The 21,394-nt window shown below is 34.4% G+C and carries 22 protein-coding genes and 1 pseudogene; 11 read left to right on the forward strand and 12 right to left on the reverse strand.

From position 1 onward, the window contains the following. Positions 1–10 precede the first annotated feature (10 nt). The 6 genes and pseudogenes from htpG to CW751_RS12170 form a co-directional block, all read right to left on the reverse strand. Positions 11–1,897 (reverse strand): molecular chaperone HtpG, encoded by a 1,887-nt coding sequence (htpG, locus tag CW751_RS12140; protein ID WP_101335298.1) that lies wholly within the window; start codon positions 1,895–1,897, stop codon positions 11–13. Between the two features lie 345 nt (positions 1,898–2,242). Beyond that, a complete protein-coding gene (locus CW751_RS12145; RefSeq protein ID WP_101335299.1) occupies positions 2,243–2,719 on the reverse strand; it encodes a hypothetical protein in 477 nt (158 codons plus the stop codon). A 296-nt stretch (positions 2,720–3,015) separates the two neighbouring features. After that, entirely contained in the window at positions 3,016–3,795 is a 780-nt protein-coding gene (locus CW751_RS12150; protein ID WP_101335300.1) for a hypothetical protein, read from the reverse strand. Positions 3,796–3,881: 86 nt separating this feature from the next. Then, a pseudogene (locus CW751_RS12155) lies at positions 3,882–4,343 on the reverse strand (transposase); the annotation flags it as partial. Positions 4,344–4,677: 334 nt separating this feature from the next. Continuing rightward, the gene (locus CW751_RS12165; protein ID WP_240612579.1) at positions 4,678–5,748 is read right to left on the reverse strand and encodes a histidine kinase; all 1,071 of its coding nucleotides are present in this window, start codon (positions 5,746–5,748) and stop codon (positions 4,678–4,680) included. Continuing rightward, entirely contained in the window at positions 5,705–6,289 is a 585-nt protein-coding gene (locus CW751_RS12170; protein ID WP_101335302.1) for a response regulator, read from the reverse strand. The genes CW751_RS12165 and CW751_RS12170 overlap by 44 nt, the downstream gene beginning before the upstream one ends. A gap of 475 nt (positions 6,290–6,764) precedes the next feature. Here CW751_RS12170 and surE point away from each other — a divergent pair, with 475 nt between their 5' ends. The 4 genes from surE to CW751_RS12190 are packed head-to-tail and all read left to right on the forward strand — an operon-like array spanning position 6,765 to position 10,220. Beyond that, entirely contained in the window at positions 6,765–7,535 is a 771-nt protein-coding gene (gene surE, locus CW751_RS12180) for a 5'/3'-nucleotidase SurE (RefSeq protein ID WP_101335349.1), read from the forward strand. A 30-nt stretch (positions 7,536–7,565) separates the two neighbouring features. Next, positions 7,566–7,874: a hypothetical protein gene (locus tag CW751_RS15330; RefSeq protein WP_133122211.1), complete on the forward strand. Its 309-nt coding sequence runs from the start codon at positions 7,566–7,568 to the stop codon at positions 7,872–7,874. Beyond that, complete coding sequence (gene lpxB, locus CW751_RS12185) at positions 7,868–9,007, forward strand: lipid-A-disaccharide synthase (RefSeq protein ID WP_262484533.1); 1,140 nt, start codon at positions 7,868–7,870, stop codon at positions 9,005–9,007. Before CW751_RS15330 ends, lpxB begins: the two co-directional genes overlap by 7 nt. A gap of 28 nt (positions 9,008–9,035) precedes the next feature. Further along, positions 9,036–10,220 (forward strand): SpoIID/LytB domain-containing protein, encoded by a 1,185-nt coding sequence (locus tag CW751_RS12190; protein WP_101335304.1) that lies wholly within the window; start codon positions 9,036–9,038, stop codon positions 10,218–10,220. A 199-nt stretch (positions 10,221–10,419) separates the two neighbouring features. Here the strand turns inward: CW751_RS12190 and CW751_RS12195 are convergent, their stop codons facing one another. Beyond that, a complete protein-coding gene (locus CW751_RS12195; RefSeq protein ID WP_101335305.1) occupies positions 10,420–12,306 on the reverse strand; it encodes a RecQ family ATP-dependent DNA helicase in 1,887 nt (628 codons plus the stop codon). Positions 12,307–12,458: 152 nt separating this feature from the next. Between CW751_RS12195 and CW751_RS12200 the strand changes: the two genes are divergently transcribed. From CW751_RS12200 to CW751_RS12220, 5 genes are all read left to right on the forward strand, one after another. Next, positions 12,459–13,526 carry a branched-chain amino acid aminotransferase gene (locus CW751_RS12200; RefSeq protein ID WP_101335306.1) on the forward strand — a complete coding sequence of 356 codons (1,068 nt, stop codon included), beginning with the start codon at positions 12,459–12,461 and terminating at the stop codon, positions 13,524–13,526. A gap of 160 nt (positions 13,527–13,686) precedes the next feature. Then, positions 13,687–14,067: a hypothetical protein gene (locus CW751_RS12205; protein ID WP_133122212.1), complete on the forward strand. Its 381-nt coding sequence runs from the start codon at positions 13,687–13,689 to the stop codon at positions 14,065–14,067. Between the two features lie 2 nt (positions 14,068–14,069). Next, entirely contained in the window at positions 14,070–15,071 is a 1,002-nt protein-coding gene (locus CW751_RS12210) for a CBS domain-containing protein (RefSeq protein WP_101335308.1), read from the forward strand. Next, positions 15,068–16,066: a 3-deoxy-7-phosphoheptulonate synthase gene (gene aroF / locus CW751_RS12215; RefSeq protein ID WP_101335309.1), complete on the forward strand. Its 999-nt coding sequence runs from the start codon at positions 15,068–15,070 to the stop codon at positions 16,064–16,066. Before CW751_RS12210 ends, aroF begins: the two co-directional genes overlap by 4 nt. After that, positions 16,066–16,743, forward strand: a complete 678-nt coding sequence (locus tag CW751_RS12220; RefSeq protein ID WP_101335310.1) for a KdsC family phosphatase — start codon at positions 16,066–16,068, stop codon at positions 16,741–16,743. The genes aroF and CW751_RS12220 overlap by 1 nt, the downstream gene beginning before the upstream one ends. A gap of 1 nt (position 16,744) precedes the next feature. Here CW751_RS12220 and CW751_RS12225 read toward each other — a convergent pair whose 3' ends face one another. The 5 genes from CW751_RS12225 to CW751_RS12245 form a co-directional block, all read right to left on the reverse strand. Continuing rightward, positions 16,745–16,927 (reverse strand): hypothetical protein, encoded by a 183-nt coding sequence (locus CW751_RS12225; RefSeq protein WP_101335311.1) that lies wholly within the window; start codon positions 16,925–16,927, stop codon positions 16,745–16,747. Between the two features lie 309 nt (positions 16,928–17,236). Then, the gene (locus CW751_RS12230; protein WP_101335312.1) at positions 17,237–17,794 is read right to left on the reverse strand and encodes a hypothetical protein; all 558 of its coding nucleotides are present in this window, start codon (positions 17,792–17,794) and stop codon (positions 17,237–17,239) included. Beyond that, entirely contained in the window at positions 17,794–18,021 is a 228-nt protein-coding gene (locus CW751_RS12235; protein ID WP_101335313.1) for an META domain-containing protein, read from the reverse strand. The genes CW751_RS12230 and CW751_RS12235 overlap by 1 nt, the downstream gene beginning before the upstream one ends. Beyond that, the gene (locus CW751_RS12240) at positions 18,018–18,575 is read right to left on the reverse strand and encodes a hypothetical protein (protein WP_101335314.1); all 558 of its coding nucleotides are present in this window, start codon (positions 18,573–18,575) and stop codon (positions 18,018–18,020) included. Before CW751_RS12240 ends, CW751_RS12235 begins: the two co-directional genes overlap by 4 nt. A 16-nt stretch (positions 18,576–18,591) precedes the next feature. Then, a complete protein-coding gene (locus CW751_RS12245) occupies positions 18,592–19,599 on the reverse strand; it encodes an amidohydrolase family protein (RefSeq protein ID WP_205677827.1) in 1,008 nt (335 codons plus the stop codon). Positions 19,600–19,735: 136 nt separating this feature from the next. Between CW751_RS12245 and CW751_RS12250 the strand changes: the two genes are divergently transcribed. Together CW751_RS12250 and CW751_RS12255 are read left to right on the forward strand one after the other, a co-directional pair. Continuing rightward, positions 19,736–20,458, forward strand: a complete 723-nt coding sequence (locus CW751_RS12250) for a hypothetical protein (protein WP_101335315.1) — start codon at positions 19,736–19,738, stop codon at positions 20,456–20,458. A 10-nt stretch (positions 20,459–20,468) separates the two neighbouring features. Next, positions 20,469–21,371, forward strand: a complete 903-nt coding sequence (locus CW751_RS12255; protein ID WP_101335316.1) for an alpha/beta hydrolase — start codon at positions 20,469–20,471, stop codon at positions 21,369–21,371. The last annotated feature ends 23 nt before the right edge of the window (positions 21,372–21,394 follow it).

Genomic DNA, 21,394 nt, shown 5'->3' on the forward strand with positions numbered 1-21,394 from the left:
CCTTTGTAATTTATACTAATTCAATACTTCTATTCACGAAGTTGGTAAGCGCTTCACCTTTTAACATGCCTTGAGAAAGCATTGCTAAATCGGTTAATTGTTTCGCTTTTTCCGATTGTTCATCACCTTTTGCCGCTAAAATAGCTGAAATTTTCGGATGATTACTGTTTACAATCATATTATATGTTTCTGGAAAAGCACCCATAAATCCTGCGCCTCCCATTTGCTGCTGTTCTTGCATTCTTCTAATGAACTCAGGCTGTGTTACCACAATTGGAGATTCACTTTCAGACATGCTTTCGAACTGAATTTTGAATTTGTCTTTATCAACAATTCCTTCAAAAACTGGCTTTAATTCTTCTTGTTCTTTTTCGCTTAATTTCGATGGAATATCTTCTTCTTTGTTGATTAATTTATCCAAAGTGTCCGCATCAACACGCGCAAAACTTACATTTTCTAATGAAGTTTCCATTTTCTGAATCCAGTGTGCAGTTAATGGACTTTTTAGCTCTAAAACTTTATAACCTCTGTCGTTTGCTGCTTTCACAAAACTAAATTGCTCTTCTTTGTTACTTGTGTACAAGAAAATCGTTTTGTCGTCTTTGTCTGTTTGCGTAGCTTTAACTTCTTCTTTAAATTCCTCAGCAGTAAAGAATTTTCCGTCTGTAGTTTCTACTAAATGGAAAGCTTTTGCTTTGTCTGCGAATTTATCGTCTGATAACATTCCGTATTCAGAGAAGATCTTTAAATCTGGCCATTTTGCTTCAAAGTCTTCACGGTCCTTATTGAACATTTGCTTCAATTTGTCCGCTACTTTTTTCGTAATGTGAGAACTAATTTTCTTTACATTACTGTCACTTTGTAGGTAAGAACGAGAAACATTCAATGGAATATCTGGCGAATCAATCACTCCGTGTAAAAGTGTCAAAAATTCAGGTACAATTTCCTCTACATTGTCTGTAATAAAGACTTGATTAGAGTACAATTGAATTTTATTCTTTTGAATTTCTACGTTTTCTTTAATCTTAGGGAAATATAAAATTCCGGTAAGATTAAATGGATAATCTACGTTTAAGTGAATATGAAACAATGGATCTTCAAAGGTCATTGGATACAATTCTCTGTAGAAAGATGAATAGTCTTCTTTCTTTAAATCCGCTGGCATTTTTGTCCATGCTGGAGAAGGATTGTTGATTTGATCTGGAACAACATTGTCAATTTGCTTAACATTTCCTTCTTCGTCTTTCTCACCTTTTGGATCGTCAATTTTTTCTGTTCTCGTTCCGAAAATCACAGGAATTGGTAAGAACTTACAGTATTTATTTAAAATCCCACTGATTCTAGCTTCTTCTAAAAACTCAGCCGACTCTTCATTGATGTGAAGAATGATGTCAGTTCCGCGTTTTTCCTTTTCTGTTTCCTCAATTGTATATTCCGTCGTTCCGTTACTTACCCATTTAACAGGTGTAGCATCATCGTGACGACCAAGAGAAATGATTTCAACTTTTTCAGCCACCATAAAAGCAGAGTAGAACCCTAAACCAAAGTGTCCAATGATTGATTCTTTGCTATCTGAATCTTTATATTTTTGAACGAATTCTTCGGCCCCAGAAAAAGCGATTTGATTGATATATTTATCAATTTCTTCGGCAGTCATCCCGATTCCGTAATCTCTAACCGTAAGCGTTTTAGCGTCTTTATCTAAAAGAATTTCCACTTTTAAATCTCCAACCTCTTTGTTGTATTCTCCACTTTTAGATAAAACCTTAAGTTTTTGTGAAGCATCTACAGCGTTGGAAACCAACTCACGCAAGAAAATTTCGTGATCTGAGTATAAAAACTTCTTAATGATCGGAAATATATTTTCCGTTTCTACATTAATATGACCTTTTTTCATTGTTTTTTAATTTTTTGTTGACAATCCTCATTAGTCAATCTTTGTGCCAGTGGGTTTGGACTGTCAAAATGGCAAAAGTTGTGATCATATTGTGCGAAACTCGAATGTTAAGATTTTGTTTTCGGACTTTTTGACGATTGTTGTTTTTAGAAAAGAATATGCTGATGTTTTATCGAAGATACAAACATTTAGATTTACGTTAATGTAAAATCGAAGTTTTTTACAGGCTGACGACAAAGGCTATGTTAGTGGCTGTTTCTTAATCAAAACGGTAGTGTTGTAATTCTTTGTTTAAACTCCCCATTCTCAATTATCCACAAAACTGCATAACCACCGGCTCCGTCACTATTTAATGCAGAAACATAAATAATATTGTTTTTTTTTATCAATGTAAACAGATGTAAAATCAAGATTCGGTTCAAATAGATTGTCTGTTGGCAAGTTTACCATATCGCTACCTATCTGCAGAATGAATTTCCCATATTGCATTTTTGGAATCTCTCCATCTGTACCCCAAATCTCTTCATCATTAATTCTTTCCAAGTAAATTGCTACATTTTCTGAAGGATTTGCCTTGTGATATTCTAAGTTGTTTACTTTTGGATTGAACGCAACTTTTGTAATTCTGAGTGTAAAAGCCTCAGTTTTAAAAGTTATTGAAGTGTCTGTTATTTCACTAGCCTGAAAACTGTCAAAATCTTCAATAATTCTTACACGTGACTTATGAACATAACCACTTTTATTTTGTCTGCTTAAATCATAGTCAATAGGAAACCATTCTCCTTCTAGCTCAAAACAATAAAGTATTTGTCCGCTTGCCAAAGTGTCGATAATGTTCTTGGATGAGCTTCTAATATCTAATATTTACATATCCGTCTTTGTCTTCAGTAAATCCAAATTGTCCAAATATCGTTTGGTTTATGATAAACGTCAATATTATTAAAGTTGCTCTCATAGTATTTGAGTCTTCATCTGATTGCCACTAACGTTTTGCGTGTATGTGCAGTAGCGGATTAGAAGCACTATCCTGTCCATTTAGCACAAAGTTTCTTAGAAGCACAGACCTTCGATTTACCACTTCACCCGCCATTGAGCCAAACGCCTGTTAGCAACAGTAATTAATTGTCTGTCAGTACGAAAGGTAAATGGTCTTTTTGTTTTTCGTATTCATTTTTCAACATCTTTTTCAGGTTTTCATTATTTCTCATTAGTAGAAACATCGCTCCCTGAGCTCGTAATAATTTTTCGTCTTTGTCTATTCCGAGATTTACTTTATACAGTTCTTTTATTGCCTTTACAAATTCATCATACATACTATACTCTTCACTTTGGTAATGTTTAAAAATTGATGAAAATGAAAAAGCTTCAATAAATGGTTTCCTTTCACTTTCTGTCTTCTTAATGTCGTTTAAGCCAACACAAACTTTACCAACATAATGTCCTTCGTCAGTAAGTCTCATTATTGAAAAGTATTTCACAGCCACATTTAGCAATTTATCCATAGAAATTCTGTCTTTGGGTGTCGTCTTGTCAATTGTCTTATTAACTAAATCCGTCATAACAGAATTAAATAAACTGTCCTTTTTAAGGTCATTGAAATACCTGTTTCTAATTGCTATACTGTCGGGTAAGTCTAAGAGGTTTTGGTAGTTTGCATTTGATGAAAAGTTTGTCAGTAAGTAATCGATGAACATAGGGTTATTATTCACTAAATCTGAAAAACAACTTTTCTTCTGCGTTTCAATAACTCCCTTTGTCAAATAAGCTTTTTCATTGTAAATGGATTTCTGAATCGAAATGAAGTCTTCATAATGAGTCTTGATGTCGCACTGTTTTTGTCCATACCCTTGAATTGTTATAAGGGTCAAAATGATGGTTGTTAAGATTAATTTTTTCATTGTTTTGTCGTGTTATTATTGTTGATAACGGCAGTCTGTCTCATAACCACCAATTCATCCTATAAAAATAAGAAAATTTCGATGATTTACAGCGTTTTCAACCCCAAAGCTAATGATTTGTAAAAATGAAACTTTAGCACTTTTAGAGCGGTTTTGGGTAAAAAGAACCGCTTTTTGAGCCGATTTAGCACATATTTGACTATTTCCTTGGCTGTAACTCCCAGATTCAGCACTCTTTTTAAGTTGTAAGCCAATGCAATTAAACCAAAATCTGCTTCTGCTTTTTGAAGTCCTTTTTTGGTCATGATGTGATCAAATCCCCACTGTCTTTTTATGGTTCCATAAGGATGTTCAACCAATGCTTGCCGTTGTTTGTATAGTTCAATGTTTTCAGCCACACGTTTGGCGTTGTTCAGTATGTTTTGAGTAAATTCAGAGCGCTGAATAACTTTTCCGTTTACTTTTGAAGTGGTACACTCACTGCGAACAGGACAGGTTTTACATAACTTGGTTTTGTATTGTTTAAATCGGTAGTTTCTAGCTTTGTATTCGATTGGGAGTTGACCAAGACCATGCATACGCATTTAGACTAACCCGAATTAAACGAAGTGAATCATGAATACAAATAAAAATAAACAAGAATGAATAATGGGAGGATGGGCAGTCGCACAAAGTCCTATTTTATTGACAACAATCACTATTTCAAGGCTGAAGAAGCGTGGTTATGTAGCAATGTTGGAAGTTAGCTCCGCTACTGCCTTCGGCGGTCATTTATCGCTTAACCCTTCAAGGTACGAACCGCCGTATACGAGACCCGTACGTACGGTGGTGTGAGAGGCGCAGTGGCGACTTTTAAGTCGTCACCCGTCTACTCGATTGTGGCTAGTGTTTTTTAAATTTTAATTCGAATCTGTTATCTGCAAAGTCAAAACCCATTTTACTTGTTTTTATTGGTCCGAAATCGGCATGGAATTTCCCATCATTAATTTCCATCATTTGATTGATACGCCACATACCAATTCCATCTCCATTTGCATTCATCTTGCGAGCCATAATACCCGAAACGCCTTCTTTCATTATTTCTTCTTTTTCTTCAGGCGAAACATATGCGCTAGTCATTTCAAATATCAAGCTGACAAACTCTCCATTTTCATTTGCGGAGACCGTAACCTTGGACTTTGGAAAGGTATATTTAGCTGCATTTTCGAGTAAGTGATAAAAAGCAACTTGAATCGTTTCATAGTCAAATCTTAATTGAAAAAAGAAGTCAGTAACTTCAACATAGACATCTCTTTTTGAGAAATCAGAAAAAAAGGTATGTAAAGTATTTAGCAACACATTTCTTAATTTGTGCTGTCTCTTTTCAAGTTGAGATTGCTCATCCTTTTCAATCTTTTTATAAATTGAAAACTCAGATTTCATATGTGTATTATGCTTTGCTATTCTAAGGAACATCAAAGCTGCTTTATCAGGGTCTTTAGTAATTTCTTCTTTGATATATTTTAGTTGACTTTTCCAATTTTGAGCTAATACATCTTGTGGGACTAAGTCGTAGATTTCTTGAATATTATGTGCGTTTATTGAAGTCAAATTATGCACTAGTCGATTAACCTTTTTTTGTTCTTCCGCTTTTATTTGTTCGATAGGAAGGCGTATGTCAGGGTAGGAGTAGCATAAAGATTCTATTTTACCTTTGAAAAGTTTGGTTGTCTTCGTTTTGTCGCAGCAAAAAAAAGTTTGACACTTACTAGTTGACTTTATCCCTTGTCTACGTGTTCCCCCATATTCAGGACAATCAGTGATTTGTCTACCTTCAAAATCACAGTTTGCTAGGCAACTCCTGCAATTATCAGTTAAATTATCTACGATTAATTCTCCCGAAGAACTTAAAACTTGGAGGTGTTTCATTTTATGAAATATTGCTGTATTGTTCAATGAGACTGATAAACTCATACGGCTCAGCATTTTTTGGGAGAGAGTCATCAACTTTCTTTAGTTTTTTGTCAAATCGGTCTCCTGTGGGTTCAGCGGAGTATAGAATTATAGTTTTCTTTGGATACTTGTTCTTTAAAGCTGCTGCGAGGCCTAAGCCCTGATCTTCAAACATTTGTGTTCCTACACCATTTATATCAACAAAGATTATTGAAGCTTCTCTTGCTTTTATGTCGTCAAGGTCAGTGAGGTCTTTAATAGCTTTGGTATTTGTCCAACCTGCTTTCTTTAGAATTGAAACCATTTTGAAATCCGTGTGATTGTCGTCTATAAACAATATGCGGTAGTCTTCTTTACGTTGTAAGTCTTTTGACTTTGAATGTTGTGTCGATTCCGAGTGACTTGTATTTCCATTGTTTATGGTAATTACATTGTTATTTGTTTGATTTGTTTTGTTGGTCTTTTTATTCTTGCTCTTGGTAAATGCAATAATTATCCAACCAATTAAGGCTACTCCAATTCCACTAAATATCCATTCGTAGTTGTTCATTATATATTCCATTTGTCTTTTTTTACATTAGCCCCAACAATTGGCTATACGCAATTACGCATATATCACCTATATATTTCCCCACCAAATATAACATTAATTTCAACACAAAACCTCAACTACAACAGGTCTTTTCAATTGATTATAAAAAAAGTAAAATATTTAACCCACTTCCTACCCGAATAATTATACGTATAATAAACGTTTAATTCTACGCTTAATATTCCAACACGAAGCTTCGATTTCCACCCCGACGAAAACCGGTAGCTTTGTGAACTTCTTTTTGTTTTGCAAGGCAAGTGAATTTGTGGAGCGACCTTGTGAAGCTCCCACAAATTGCATTGACTGCCAAAAAGAAGGAATAAACTTTAGGTTGTAGGCGGAATTGGTGGCCAAAAAATGAATTAGATAAACTGAAATTCCTTTCTACAAAACACACATTCACAAAAGATATGTTTATTTTCGCAACTCATCAAAAATGAAAGAAATGTCGAAAAAACGTCCGTTGATTTTGGTTACTAACGATGATGGTATTCAAGCGAAAGGTTTGAAGAGTTTAATTGAAGCGGTAGAGCCTTTTGGTGATATCGTGATTGTTGCGCCAGATAAACCTCAGTCAGGGATGGGACACGCGATAACGGTAAATGATGTTTTGCGATTGAATCCTTCGCCTTTGTATGAAGAGTATAATGCTTTTACCTGCACGGGAACGCCGGTTGATTGCGTGAAACTTGCTATTGCTGAGGTTATAAAAGGCAAACCTGATTTGTTGGTTTCTGGAATTAATCATGGTGAAAATAGTGCTTCAAATGTGTTGTATTCTGGAACAATGTCGGCAGCGGTGGAAGGTGCGATGGAGGACATTCCTTCAATCGGGTTTTCGCTTTTAGATTTTGATACAGATGCAGACTTTACAGGTTCGCAATGGGCGGTAAAGGAAGTTGTGAAACGCGCATTAGGTGGTGATTTTCCTAAAAGCATTTGTTTGAATGTCAATATTCCGCAACTAAAGACGGAGGAGATTCAAGGAATTAAAGTTTGTCGACAAGCAAAGGCGTATTGGAACGACAGTTTTGATAAACGACATGATCAATTTGGAAAACCTTATTATTGGTTGAAAGGTGAGTTTAATCGTGATGATTGGCGTGAAGATACCGATATCTGGGCGCTGGATAATGGTTTTGTAAGTGTTGTGCCTACACAATTTGATATGACGGCTTACCATACGATCAGCGAAATAGCGGAGTGGGAGTTTTAAAAAATTAAACAGAATAAAAATAAAATGGGAGTGATTAATAAATTAGGAAATAAGTTAGATCATCGTGCGGTAGGTCTCATATTTGGAGTTGTTTTGCCAATCATCGGCTTTATTGTTTTTTGGCAATGGAAACATGGAGAAAGGACCATAAATGAAGTGTTTAGTTTTATGGCGTCAAGCTCTTCTAATCGAAATTCCTTGCTTATTTTTCCTATTATACCTAATCTTTTGTTGTTTTATTTTACCAATTTTCAATGGCGATGGGATCGGTTTACGACTGGTTTAGTTGCTGTAACGATTGTTTTAACGGTAATTGTTGCTTTATTAATTTTATTGTGAAAAAACTATACATCATAGCAGGAGAAGCTTCGGGAGATCTTCATGCTTCCAATTTAATGAAGGAAATACGACGCGAAGATAATGATATTGACTTCCGTTTTTGGGGTGGAGATCACATGTCTGCAGTGGCTGGAAAACCAGTTAAACATATTGCAGATCTTGCTTTTATGGGCTTCATTGAAGTGGTAGCAAATCTGAGAACCATTTTAGGGAACATTAAGTTTTGCAAGAAAGACATTGAAGAATATAAGCCAGATGCTTTGGTTTTGGTTGATTATCCTGGATTTAATTTAAGAATTGCAAAATGGGCAAAAGCACATGATATTCCGGTGATTTATTACATTTCTCCGCAAGTTTGGGCTTGGAAACAAAACCGTGTCCACAAAATCAAAAAGGTAGTCGATAAAATGATGGTTATTCTGCCTTTTGAAAAAGAATTTTATGCCAAGTTTGACATGGAGGTTACTTACGTAGGACATCCGCTTTTGGATGCCATAGAATCTTTTAAATCGAAGGCTGAAAAAGTTGATTTGTATGCTAAACACAGTTTGGATGAGCGTCCTGTAATTGCGCTTTTACCCGGAAGTAGGAAGCAAGAGATTAATACTTTACTTCCAATTATGTTAGATAGTTTATCCGCATTTGATGATTATCAATTTGTGATAGCAGGAGCGCCAGCCTTGCCTGATACTTTTTATGCACCATTTTTGGAAAGTTCCGAAAATGTTAAAATTATTTATGGAGAGACTTACGACTTGCTCACCATAGCCACAGCGGCATTGGTAACTTCTGGAACTGCGACTTTGGAGACGGCATTGTTTGAAGTTCCCGAGGTGGTTTGTTATAAAGGTTCTGCTATTTCGTATCATATTGCAAAGCGCTTAATTAAAGTTGATTACATCAGTTTAGTCAATTTAATTCTTAAAAAAGAAGCAGTTAAGGAGTTGATTCAAAATGAGTGCAATGCAAAGCAAATAGAACAAGAGTTAAAGTTGATTTTACCTAGAGCAGAAAAACATGATAAAATGAAGGCGGACTATACTGAATTGTTGAAAGTTCTAGGAGAAGGAGGTGCGAGTGCTACTGCAGCGAAAGAAGTACTTTTGCAATTGACAGACAACATTGACAATTAACACTTAAAAAAAGTACTATTTTCGTAGCATGAATCGATATCTTTTATTGTTTATATTTTTTGCTCTTTCACTAGCTGTTTCAGGAAACGATATAAATATCGGTGTATATCGAGGGCATAATATTTATCATATTGATTTTTCCTACAATAAAGGTAGTTATATGATTTACGGAGATTCAGTTTCCTACGGGGCTTTATTACCAAATGAATATATTTCAGTTATAAAAAAAGGAGACAAGGTTGAATTAAGAAAAGGAGTTAATCACTTAGGTTTGTTTGATCAAGTTCGATTGATACCAACCGCTAAAAATCATATTATTCGGTTGCGTCCTAGAAGTCCTATCGTTAGAGAAAGAAAATATAACGATGCTTTCTCTGTTTTTTCTGGTGAAAAAGGACTCACGATTGTCAATAAGGTTTCTTACAATAACTATTTAGGTGGAGTAGTGGAGTCTGAAGGAGGAGGCGGGAAACACATTGAGTATTATAAAGCCCAAGCCGTAATTTCACGTACGTATGCTCTAAAATATTTGAATAGACATAAAGCGGAAGGATTTAACCTGTGTGATCAGGTGCATTGTCAGGCTTATCACAATAAATTGATTTACACAGATGATATTCGAAAAGCGGTAAAGGCTACAGAGGGAATTTATATTGAGGATACTGTAAAAAATCAATTGGTAGAAGGTTTTTTTCATGCCAATTGCGGCGGTCAAACGAGTAGCTCTGATTATGTGTGGCGAGAAAATATTCCATACTTACAGCCATTTAAGGATACATTTTGTATTTATACCCGTCAAGCAAAATGGGAAAAACGTATTCCAAAAGTTGCTTGGCGAAAGTTTTTAATTAATAATTATTTTTATCCGATTGAAGATAGTGCGTATCGGGCTGTAATTTATCGTTTTACCCAACAAGATAGAAAAGCCTTTTATTTAAGTCCACGTTTAGGAATTCCGCTGCGTGATTTAAGGTATCATTTCAAATTGAAATCAACTTTTTTTTCGTGTTATCCAGAAGGTCAATATGTAGTTTTGAAAGGAAGAGGATTTGGTCATGGAGTTGGATTGTGTCAGGAAGGTGCAATGAATATGGCTAGTAAAGGCTTAACATATCAACAAATTCTTTCTTTCTACTTTGAGGGCATTGCTTTTAAACATTACTTTGAAAAACTGTTTTTTAATCAAAAACCTTATGATGTTGTTGATTTTTAATTTGAACATTTCATCGATATTATACTGCAAGTAGTATAAAAAAACTGTAATCGTATTCTGATAAGAAAGAAGAAATTAAATGGAACTTCAAGTTTTGATACTGAAGAAATCATAATATGTTTTTCGGTATAAAACCATTTGAAATACAGAAAAGCGATTTTAGAGATTTGGCAACATTGTATGCAAATTTAAAAATGATTTATTCTAAATAAAAAACACCGTCGTCATAGTTAATCATATCCTCGTCCATCATCCAGTTTAAAAGTCCAGTAAGGTTAGGGCGTTCTACTCCTTTTATTGCACTTAGCAATTCATCTAAACTGTGTTTTTTTTCTTTTAATAAACTAAGGATTATTTCTTGTAGTTCCTCAGCAGTATAATTTGATCGTTCTTCAGCTAGACAAACATCACATTTTCCACATGCTTCTCCTTGCTGACCAAAATATTTTAACAAAAGAATAGAACGACAAGTAGGTTCTTGCACAAAATTCAGCATGGCTTTAAGTTTTTTGTAAGCAGTATCTTTTCTGTTTTGATATACCTTCTTATCAATTTGCATATATTCATCCGGTAAACGTTCATGCAAAAGTGTAACTTGAGGAAGTTCAGATTGCCAAGAAATATCTGCTAAACCTTGTCTTTCTAAGTATTGTAATTCTTTTATAATTTGGGGTTTAGTTTTCTTTAAGCGGTGTGCTATTTTACTTTCATTAAGTTGATAATAATTTGAAAAAATTCCAGGGTTGGCACGTGATAAAAAAGAAATTAATGGATCGTATTTTTCATTTTTTAATTGAAAATTATAGAGTGTTTTATTGCTTACAATGAATTTTAATTTTGTAGGATGAAAAACGGCTTCATTTAAAAGAATTGATCCGTTAAGCGCTAAAATCTTTAAAGCGTTATATGTGCTTAATGGTTCAAAATCATATTTTGCAACCAAATCTTTGATTTCGAGTCCATAACTTTCGTTAAGCCCTGAACCTATGGCAATGTTAAAATGATTACAGAGTGCTCTGTAAACTGTTTTAATAAAATCTATTGGCGGGAATTGTTTCGCAATACGCTGTTGAAGTTTGATAAGGTCACTAGGCGCATAAAAAGCCATGTTTCGAGAGGCTTTTCCATCCCTACCTGCTCGGCCTGCTTCTTGAAAATAAGCTTCAATATTATTCGGAATTTCATAGTGTAAAACAAAACGGACATCAGGTTTGTCTATTCCCATTCCAAATGCATTAGTTGCAACGATGATTCTAATTTCATCCTTTAGCCATGCCTCGAGCTTTTTGTTTCTTTCTTCTGCTAATAAACCTCCATGGTAAATTCCAGCAGAGAAATTGTGAGCAATGAGCAATCTGGCCACTTCTTTGGTCTCTCTTCTGGTTTGACAATAAACGATTCCCGTAGTACCATTAAATCTTTTACATGCTCTTAAAATTGCATTTCTCTTATTTTCGACAGCATATACTTCATAAGAAATATTGTCTCTGGCGAAGTCACCTTCAAAATATTTGGGTTCCTTCATTTGAAGTTGCGCAATAATGTCTTCACGAACTTCAGGTGTTGCAGTTGCCGTTACGGCAATCATAGGAACAGATTCATGAATTTCTCTTAACTTATAAATCTCTAAGTAAGGAGGTCTAAAGTCATGTCCCCATTGTGAAATGCAATGTGCCTCATCTATTGCGATTAGAGAAACATTCATTTGTTTAAAACGAGCGATAAAAATATCAGTTTTTAAACGTTCTGGAGAAACATAAAGAAAGTCTAAACCGCCAAATTTAGCATTGTCCAAAATAATGTCAATTTCTCTTCTAGACATGCCTGAAGTGATCGCTGCAGCTTTTAATCCTTTAGATTTTAGGTTGTTTACTTGGTCTTGCATAAGCGCAATCAAAGGAGAGATAACCAAACAAATTCCTTCTCTTGCAATTCCAGGGACCTGAAAGCAAATGGATTTACCACCGCCTGTAGGCAATAAAGCAAAAGTATCATGACCATTAATTGCACTCTGAACAATGTCTGCTTGTTGCATTCGAAAGCTGTCATAGCCCCAATATTTCTTTAGAATTTCTGTTGCTGTCAATGCTTGAAAATTTACGTATTGTTAAGGTTTTTTTTGTGGATATTATAAGTCATCTGATAAGACAAAAGTAGTTAATTTTATGTAGTAAATATAACGAGTCGTTAGACAATCTATCGAAAAATCAGTATATTCGCAACATATCAAAAAAAAATATGGAAACATCACAATATACAATCAAGAAAACAAGAACGAAGAATAGTAAAATAAACGAAGTGGATTGGGATAATATTCCTTTTGGGAAGTTATTTTCAGATCACATGCTTATCATGGATTACAAAGACGGAGAATGGGGAGAACCAGAAATCGTTCCTTTTGAAGACTTATCATTGCATCCAGCTACATCTGCAATTCACTACGGACAATCCATCTTTGAAGGAATGAAAGCCTATAGAACAGTTGATGGAGATCCTGTGACATTTAGGCCAGAGAAAAATGCACAACGTTTTAGAAAATCGGCAGAAAGAATGTGTATGCCAGATATTCCAGAAGAGCTTTTCTTATTTTGCTTGAATGAGTTACTGAGTTTTGATGAACAATGGGTGCCTAAGAAGGATACCAATTCAATGTACATTCGTCCATTTATGTTTGCAACTGACGGATATACTGGAATTAAACCTTCAGACACTTACCGTTTCATGATTTTTACTTGTCCAGTAGGTTCTTATTACACCGAGGCAATTAACTTGAAAATTGAAGAAGATTACACGCGTGCTGCTCACGGTGGAGTTGGATTTGCAAAAGCAGCAGGTAACTATGCAGCTTCCTTATATCCAGCAAAATTAGCACAGGATGAAGGCTTTCATCAATTGATTTGGACAGATGCTGATACTCATGAATATGTAGAGGAAGCTGGAACAATGAATATTCTATTCGTTATTGATGGAAAACTCGTTACACCAAAAGAGTCTGATACGATTTTGGCAGGAATTACCAAACGAAGTGTTATTGAAGTTGCCCAAGACTGGGGGATGGAAGTAGAAGAGCGCAAAATTTCTGTAAAAGAAGTTGTAGAAGCTATCGAAGAAGGAAGAATGACAGAGGCTTTCGGAGCAGGAACTGCAGCAACTATTGCCCCTGTAAAAATGATCGGCTACAAAGGAAAAGAATATAATCTTCCAGGTGAAGAAAAACGTACTTTCTCGAAAAAAGTTGTGGAAGAATTAGACAACATGAAGTACGGGAAAATCGAAGATAGATTCGGTTGGATTAAGAAGATTTAATCCTAATGAAAATATAAAGAATTAAAAACGACCTGGTGGATAGGTCGTTTTTTTAGTTTTGAATAAACTTTTTTTGCCTGAAGTATTCATCAAAGAAATATTCCATATTTAATTTCTTTTTCTAGAAGTATTAAGATTTATCTTTATATTTTTGAAACTCATGAAAAACATTTTAGTCTTTATTCTGTTTAGTTTGCTAATTATTGGCTGTGGAATATCTATGGGGGACCGTATAGATACTAAAAACTTAAGTGTTTATTTTCTCGACGAAGTACCCAAAGAAAAGGCTTTGGAGTTCGCACGTTTTTGGAAAAGTAACGGTTTTATAGGGACAAAAAAACAAACCATTCAATTAGAAAAAAAAGAACGACAAATAATCGTAAAACTAATTGAAAATGAAGAGTTTCATAGTGATCATTTGACAATTACTGAAGAAGCTTTGTTGCAAGATTTAGAACGAGAGCTAAGCAAAGAAGTCTTTCATGTCAAAACAAAGATTTTAATAACAGATAATACCTTCCGCCCGATTTTAAAAAAATAAATATGAAAATTTCAGGATCAATATATTCCGATAAAAATAGAAGTTTAAAAGAGACTATTCAAGATTTAGAAGCACATCAAGTAGATATGCTTCATGTAGATTGTAATGATGATTTAAGTGTTTTTGATGATATTAAACAAATTAGAAATTGGTGTAACTTACCCATTGATTTACATATCATAACAGAAACACCAGAGAAATATTTTCAACCACTCAGAGATTGCCCTGTTGAATTTGTAACCTTTCAATATGAGCAATTAAATGAACCGCTCAATATCCCGGAAGACATTAAAGGAGAAAAAGGATTAGCCTTGATAACACCTACACCTATTTCTGCTTTTGATGAGTACAGTTCGTTTGATTTTGTACTTTTTATGGCCACCATTCCAGGCCAAAGTGGTGGGGTTTTTGACGCAGAAAACTTTCGTAAAATTAGAGAATTTAAGAAGAAGTATCCACAGAAAAATGTGCATGTGGATGGAGGTGTTAATGGAGAAGTCTCTTTTATTTTACGCAATATGGGAGTCCATTCTTCCGTTTCAGGCAGCTTTTTATTTAAAGGAGCGAGTGTTGGACAAGCAATGATGGATCTTACAAAACGCGCCATTCAATCTCAATTTAAAATTAAAGACTTTATGATTCCACATAAGGAATGTCCAATTGTGGCCATGGAAAGCATGACTTTTAAACAAGTGTTGGAATCCATTGATAAAGGGAGGTTAGGTTTTACAATTATTGAAAAAGAGGGTGAATTTGAAGGGATAATCTCCAATGCTGATGTGCGCAAATCAATGATTAAGAATTTTGAAGATATCGCAGGATTGGCGGTTACTGAAATGATCAATCACAATCCAATAACAATTGATGCAGAGGCGAATGTAGATGATATGTTGAAACTTATTCGTCAACAAAGTTTTCCGGTAATGTATTTACCAGTAATTAACTCAGATAATAAAGCCGAAGGAATTGTTACCTTTGTAAACTTAATAAAAGGTGAAATATGATTTTAAAATTAAATACTTCAATAGATGAAAAGGAGGCTTCAAAATTAGCCGAAAAACATAAAGCTTTTCATATTAATTATCAAGAATCACAACATTTAATTACTTCTTCTTCTGTTAAAGAAGTGCCAGATTCACTTAAAGGTAAGGTAGACAAACATTGGGTTTTTGATAATGACATGCAATTGGCATCGCGTGAATTTCAGGCGGAAACTCGGACAATAAAGATTGGAGATTTAACCATTGGTGGAAATACCAAGAATACAATCTTGATTGGCGGACCATGCTCTGTAGAATCTTTAGATCAAATTCAAGAAAGTGCACGATTGATAAAATCACAAGGACTTACTACTTTACGTGGAGGTTGTTATAAGCCGAGAACGAGCCCTTATAGTTTTCAAGGATTAGGTTTGGAAGGCCTGAAATTGTTAGCACAAATGAGGGAAGAGCACGGGTTAAAAGTAATTACAGAAGTACGAGATGCAACTCATGTAGATGAGGTAATTGAACATAGTGACATTATTCAGATTGGAGCAAAAGCAATGTATGATCAGGGGATTTTGCGTGCCTGTGCAAAGATTAATAAACCTGTTTTATTGAAAAGAGGCTTTGGTACTACTTTACAGGAGTTTGTTCAAGCCGCTGAATTTATATTGTCTGGTGGTAATCATCAAGTCATTTTATGTGAACGTGGAATTCGTACTTTTGAAACCAAAACACGATTTACTCTTGACTTGTGTGGCGTAGCTTATTTGCAAGAGCATACCAATTTGCCTATCATTCTTGATCCAAGTCATGCGCTAGGATACCGATATGGTATTGAAAAATTAGCAAAGGCTTGTGTTGCGATGGGAATTGATGGTTTATTGATCGAGGCACACCCAGATCCAAGTGTAGCTAAATCGGATGCAGCCCAACAACTAACACATGAACAGTTTATTGAGTTAAAATCTGCCATATCACCTGTAGCTGCAAGTGTAGGCTATAAAATAGTTTGATGAAATTACTATCCTCCAATCTTAAGGCATTATTAAATCGTAGAAATACTACGCTTGAAGCATTCTTAGCTGCTCATAATGCACGAAAAGTTGCAGATCTCACTTTGGGAGATTTAATGTTGTTTTGTCATGAAGAAAACATTGATTTTCAAAATTTAATGGCTTATGACTTATCGGTAGATAAAGAAAAAGCAAGAAAGATCAAATTACTTATTCTTGATGTTGACGGTGTTATGACCGATGCTGGAATGTTTTTTACTGAAAATGGTGATCAAATTAAAAAATATAACGCCAAGGATGGAATGGCGATTATGGCCCTTAAAAAAATAGGGGTAGACGTGGGGATTATTTCATCTGGATTTAAACTAGAGATGGTAAAAGCGCGCGCTGAACTTTTAAAAATTGAACATTTGTATGTAGGAAGAGATCCAAAGCTTCAAATTTTAAATGAATGGTGTGAAAAACTTAACATAAACCTTTCGGAGGTGGGGATAATTGGGGATGATATTAATGATTTGAAGGTCATGACAAGTGTTGGTTTTTCTGTAGCGCCTTCAGATGCAGTTCCTGTTGTTAAAGAAAATGTAGATTTAGTGTTGCAATCAAAAGGAGGCAGGGGGTGTGTTCGTGAATTTATTGACTATTATTTGCTAGAGCAACCTTTAATCACTCCTTAGATCATTTTATTTGATCGTGGAGTTTGATTCTTTGAGTAGGAGATATAATTTCTTTCTTTATTTTTTTAGCGTTTAAAAACTCACCATTTGCTCCTAGCTGCTCAAAAGCCTCATCGAATGATACCTGTTTACGCTTTTCTTGTTTTATCTTCCAAATCGGTTTTTTCAATTCTTGTAATTCCATAATTGTTTTTATTGTTGTATTTACAATAATGATTCCAAAGAATATGGTTGAACGCAAAAGAGCTTTAGGTTATTGATATTACTAGGGGGTTGTGATTTCTTAACCCGTTTATTCTTAATAATCGCATAGAACTGTTAGGGTAATCGTGTCTTTATTTTCTTGGTATTTACAATTCACTTCGTAAAAAGATGGTGATGGCCCTTAATATCAGTAATTTGGAATTAAGGTAAAATCAGAGAATAATATTCTTCTAAATGACTGAAAAGTCAGCGTTTATAATCTTTAAAGAATCTCTATCGTTATAACTTTTTAATCTATTTGTATGATCAATACACCTAGTTGAGAACTATAGCCCATTACCGGTGCTGCTGCATAAGTGTGTCCTTCGAAGGTATGACTGAGGGCTTCTTGAGCTTCCACCAACTTTTTGTTCGTAAACTGTGTTTTTTCGTCCTTTTTGTTGGTACTTAAAATTACTTCACTTGTTTTTCGATCAACGAGCATAACTTTTTCAACATCAAATGTTTTTAATGTCTGTTCAAAGTATTTGTTCACTTGATTGACATTCTCTGCAATCAATTCACTTCTAACGGCGAGTATCAAGGTGTTTGTTAATTGCTTGATATGCGCGGTTTTCATTTCTTTTAATTCAGCAGTATGCGTCTCTTTTAGTTCAGTGATTCTTTTTTCATATTGTGAAACTGTAGATCTATTTTGAAAATATCCCCAAGCAACGCTTACAACTAATAATAGGAGTAGTAGTAATTTTAAAAAATGTTTCTTCCAAAATGGTTTTTTTGTAGAAGAATTTACTTTTTCTGATGATTCTTGTTGACTTGTCTTTGCTGGTTTATTTTCTGTTGACATTAATCTACTTTTTTAAGTTTAATAATTCCTTTGGTGGTTTCTAAAGTTAAGTATAGACCGTCTATTCGATAAAACGGCTCACTTCTCAGTAGACCTAAAATTTGGTTTTCAATATCCGATGCATCTCCACAGTACATACGTGTTGACACAAGTTCGCTAATCTTAATTCTGTTATAAGAAAAATGTAAGTTTCCGTTTACTTGATTACACCCTGCGAAGCCACTCATTTTTTTGTTGTAAGATTAAATTCAAAGTGTGGTAATTCTTTTGGGAATTGTTCTGCTTTAATCTCTTTGCCATTTATAGAGTGCAGAGCCCAAATATCATGTAATTGAGGTGTGCCTCTATAAAAACCACAGCCAGAATAATCATTTCCTTTTTTAGCATCGATTTTACGCAACATGATATTAATTTTTTTGCCTGATTTCATACAATCAACAATATCGATGTTAACATTTATAAGGTGCGTTTCGTTTTGACTAGAAATCTGTATTACGTTTGCACCTTGTGCTACATTTTTTACTAAATTTTTAGAAACATAAGAAATTTCATTTTTAGTATCAGTAAAAACAATTTGTTCATCATATATAATGGAAAGTTTCCATCCTTGTTCCTCGTTTTTAGCATAAAAATCAACTGATTCAATAATCGGGTGAAGTTCTGATTTTTTTGAATCGTTCATTGTCGCGTCTGAAGCTTTCGCTTCTACTTTTTGACTATTGCTGCAACTTATTCCAAAAAATAAAATACTAGCAAAAAGTCCTAAATTTAATAATCTCATATCACTTTTAATTGAATCAAATATAATCTTTTTTATCTAAATCAAGCCATTCTAGGGCAGCATTAGCAAAAATATCCTCTTTTGTTTGTTGTGAAAATTCACTATCGGCTATAAATTGTCCAATCTCTAAATCACCTAGAGGAAAAGGGTAGTCTGAGCCAAGACAAATTCGCTTGCTGCCTTGTTTTTTTAACATATAACTTAACATTTCTATGTCATGTGTTATACAATCAATCCAAAATTTACCTAGATACTTTCTTGGATTTACTTTGTTGTCTATGGCAACTAAATCAGGTCTGCAATTAAAACCATGTTCTATCCTTCCAATTGTAGGTATAAAAGAACCTCCTGCGTGGGAGAAACACACCCTCAAGTTAGGTAATTTTTCCAAGGTGCCACTAAATATTAACGAACAAGCAGCACGAGATGTTTCTGCAGGCATTCCAACTAGCCATGGCAACCAATATTTGCGCATCTCATCAAAACCCATCATGTCCCATGGATGAATCATAACGGCTAAACCTAAAGCTTCACATTTCTCAAAAATTGGGAAAAAACGCTCTTCACTTAAATTTAAACCATTAATGTTTGAGCCTATTTGAATTCCCTTCATCCCTAGTTGTTGAATTCTTTCTAATTCTTTAATGGCTAGGTCAGTATCTTGCATTGGTATTGTACCTAGCCCAATATAATTTTTAGGGTATTTATTTACCAATTCAATAATGTGATCGTTTAAAAACTGACTGACTACCAAACCGTCTTGTGGCTTCGCCCAATATGAAAAAAGAACGGGAATAGTACATACTACCTGAACTTGTGTGTTGAAGTTTTGGTATTCATCGATTCGAAGTGTTTCATCCCAAGCATTTTCCTTAATGGTTCTAAAATACTTACCACCTTGCATCATGTCTGCTTTTCCATCATCACGTTCTTTTAAGAATATAAAGTCACCATAACCAAACTTCTTTGTCCAATCAGGCAGGGTTTTAGGAATGATGTGCGTATGCATGTCAATTTTTAACATATTTCAATTTTATTGGATTGCTCACAAAATACCAAAAAATATAATTTGCACTTAAAATGTGTCATTTTTTTACAAAAGAATTAACTTTAACTGATTAAAAGCTCGATTTTTACATAAATTCCTTATTTTCGCAACGATGAGTAAAATAGTATTTTCTTTTACACTTTTGATATTAGTGTTTTTCTTTTCAGCATGCGGTCCAGCACGATTTGTTGAACCCTTGAAGAAAAGAGAAAATGCTGTAGCTATTGATTTGGGAGGTCCACTGGTAAATATACCTGGTGTAGCTCCTATGCCAATGCCATTTTCGTCTATTACCTATGGTAGAGGAATAAGCAATAACTTAACTCTACATGGTAGTTGGTATTCTACTGCTGCAATATTTGGAGTTGCCCAATTTGAAGTTAATGGTACATACGGCTTTTGGAGAAGTCGGGACAAAAAGCATGGAGCATCAGCAATATTAGGATTTAACACAGCGATGGATGTGTTTGAAAATGAAATTAAATTTTGGCCAAAGTTAGATGCACATTATTATTTTAAGTATAATTTTAAAGCACTCAAACAAGACGATCTATTGACTTCTGGAGGGAAACCTGCTGCAAATTTATTGTATGCTGGTATTGGAACTTGGTATGAATTGGATAAAACTAGAGCCCACAATGAGGAGCAACAAACTTTTGTCGTTCCGATGTTAAATATTGGACATGATTTAAACTGGAAGAGGTGGACTTTTAAAACTGAAATTAAATTAATTGCTCCTTTTACTTCGAATGAGGATATTGTTTTAGATTACATTAGTTTGACAGGAAAGAAAGGTGCCACTGGTTTATATTTTGGATTAATCAGAAAGTTTTAAATTTAAAAAGATGAGAAAAATAAGCTTATTCTTATTGGTAGTTGTTGTGCTGTTTACAGGATGCAAAAAACGATTAGATTCTTTTCTTTTCAATAACGATAATAATATTGATGCATATTACCTGGATAGTTATTCTGGAGATTCAGAATTAGATTTGCCTAATAGCTTTTATGTACCGGAAGAACAGATTCACCAATTCGAATATACCATATTGGATGAAGGAGAAGAATTATCAATTTCCGCAATTTTTGTAGGAGAAATTTCGGCAATTGCAACAGACACAGTAATTTTATATTGTCATGGTAATAAAGGAAATATGGATAATTACTGGCCACGACAAAAGCTTTTAAGTCATGTTGGAGGACAAGGAAATTATGGTGTATTGATGTTTGATTACCCTGGGTACGGCTTATCTGAAGGTCAGCCAACGGAAAAAAACATGTATGCTGCAACAGGAGGTGCAATACATTGGTTAAAAGGTAAAGGTTTAACTGAAGAACGTTTTGTTATGTATGGATATTCTTTGGGGAGTGCGCCAACAAGTAAGGCAGTTGGAGACAAACCATTTGAATTGGTTCCTAATAAAATCATCTTAGAAGCACCTTTTGCCAGTAGCGAAGTGATGGTAGAAGATGCTGCAGTTTTGAATATGCCAGCTTCGTATTTTGTAAATTTAAAAATTGATAACGCTGAACAAATGAAAAAATGCAGTGTTCCATTGTATTGGATACATGGTATTGATGATGACTTCCTTTCTTTTGATACGCATGGTGCAGTTGTTTACAAAAACCATATAAAATCGTGGAAATTGAAGTCTGCAATTGAAGGTGCTTCACATAGTAATGTGCCTACTTTTATGGGGTATGAAGCGTATATATCCAATGTTTACAGTTTTATATTAAAAAATAATTAAATTAATTATATTAAATAAACAAC

The sequence above is a fragment of the Brumimicrobium salinarum genome (assembly GCF_002844555.1).
GTDB classification, from domain to species: Bacteria; Bacteroidota; Bacteroidia; order Flavobacteriales_D; family Crocinitomicaceae; genus Brumimicrobium; species Brumimicrobium salinarum.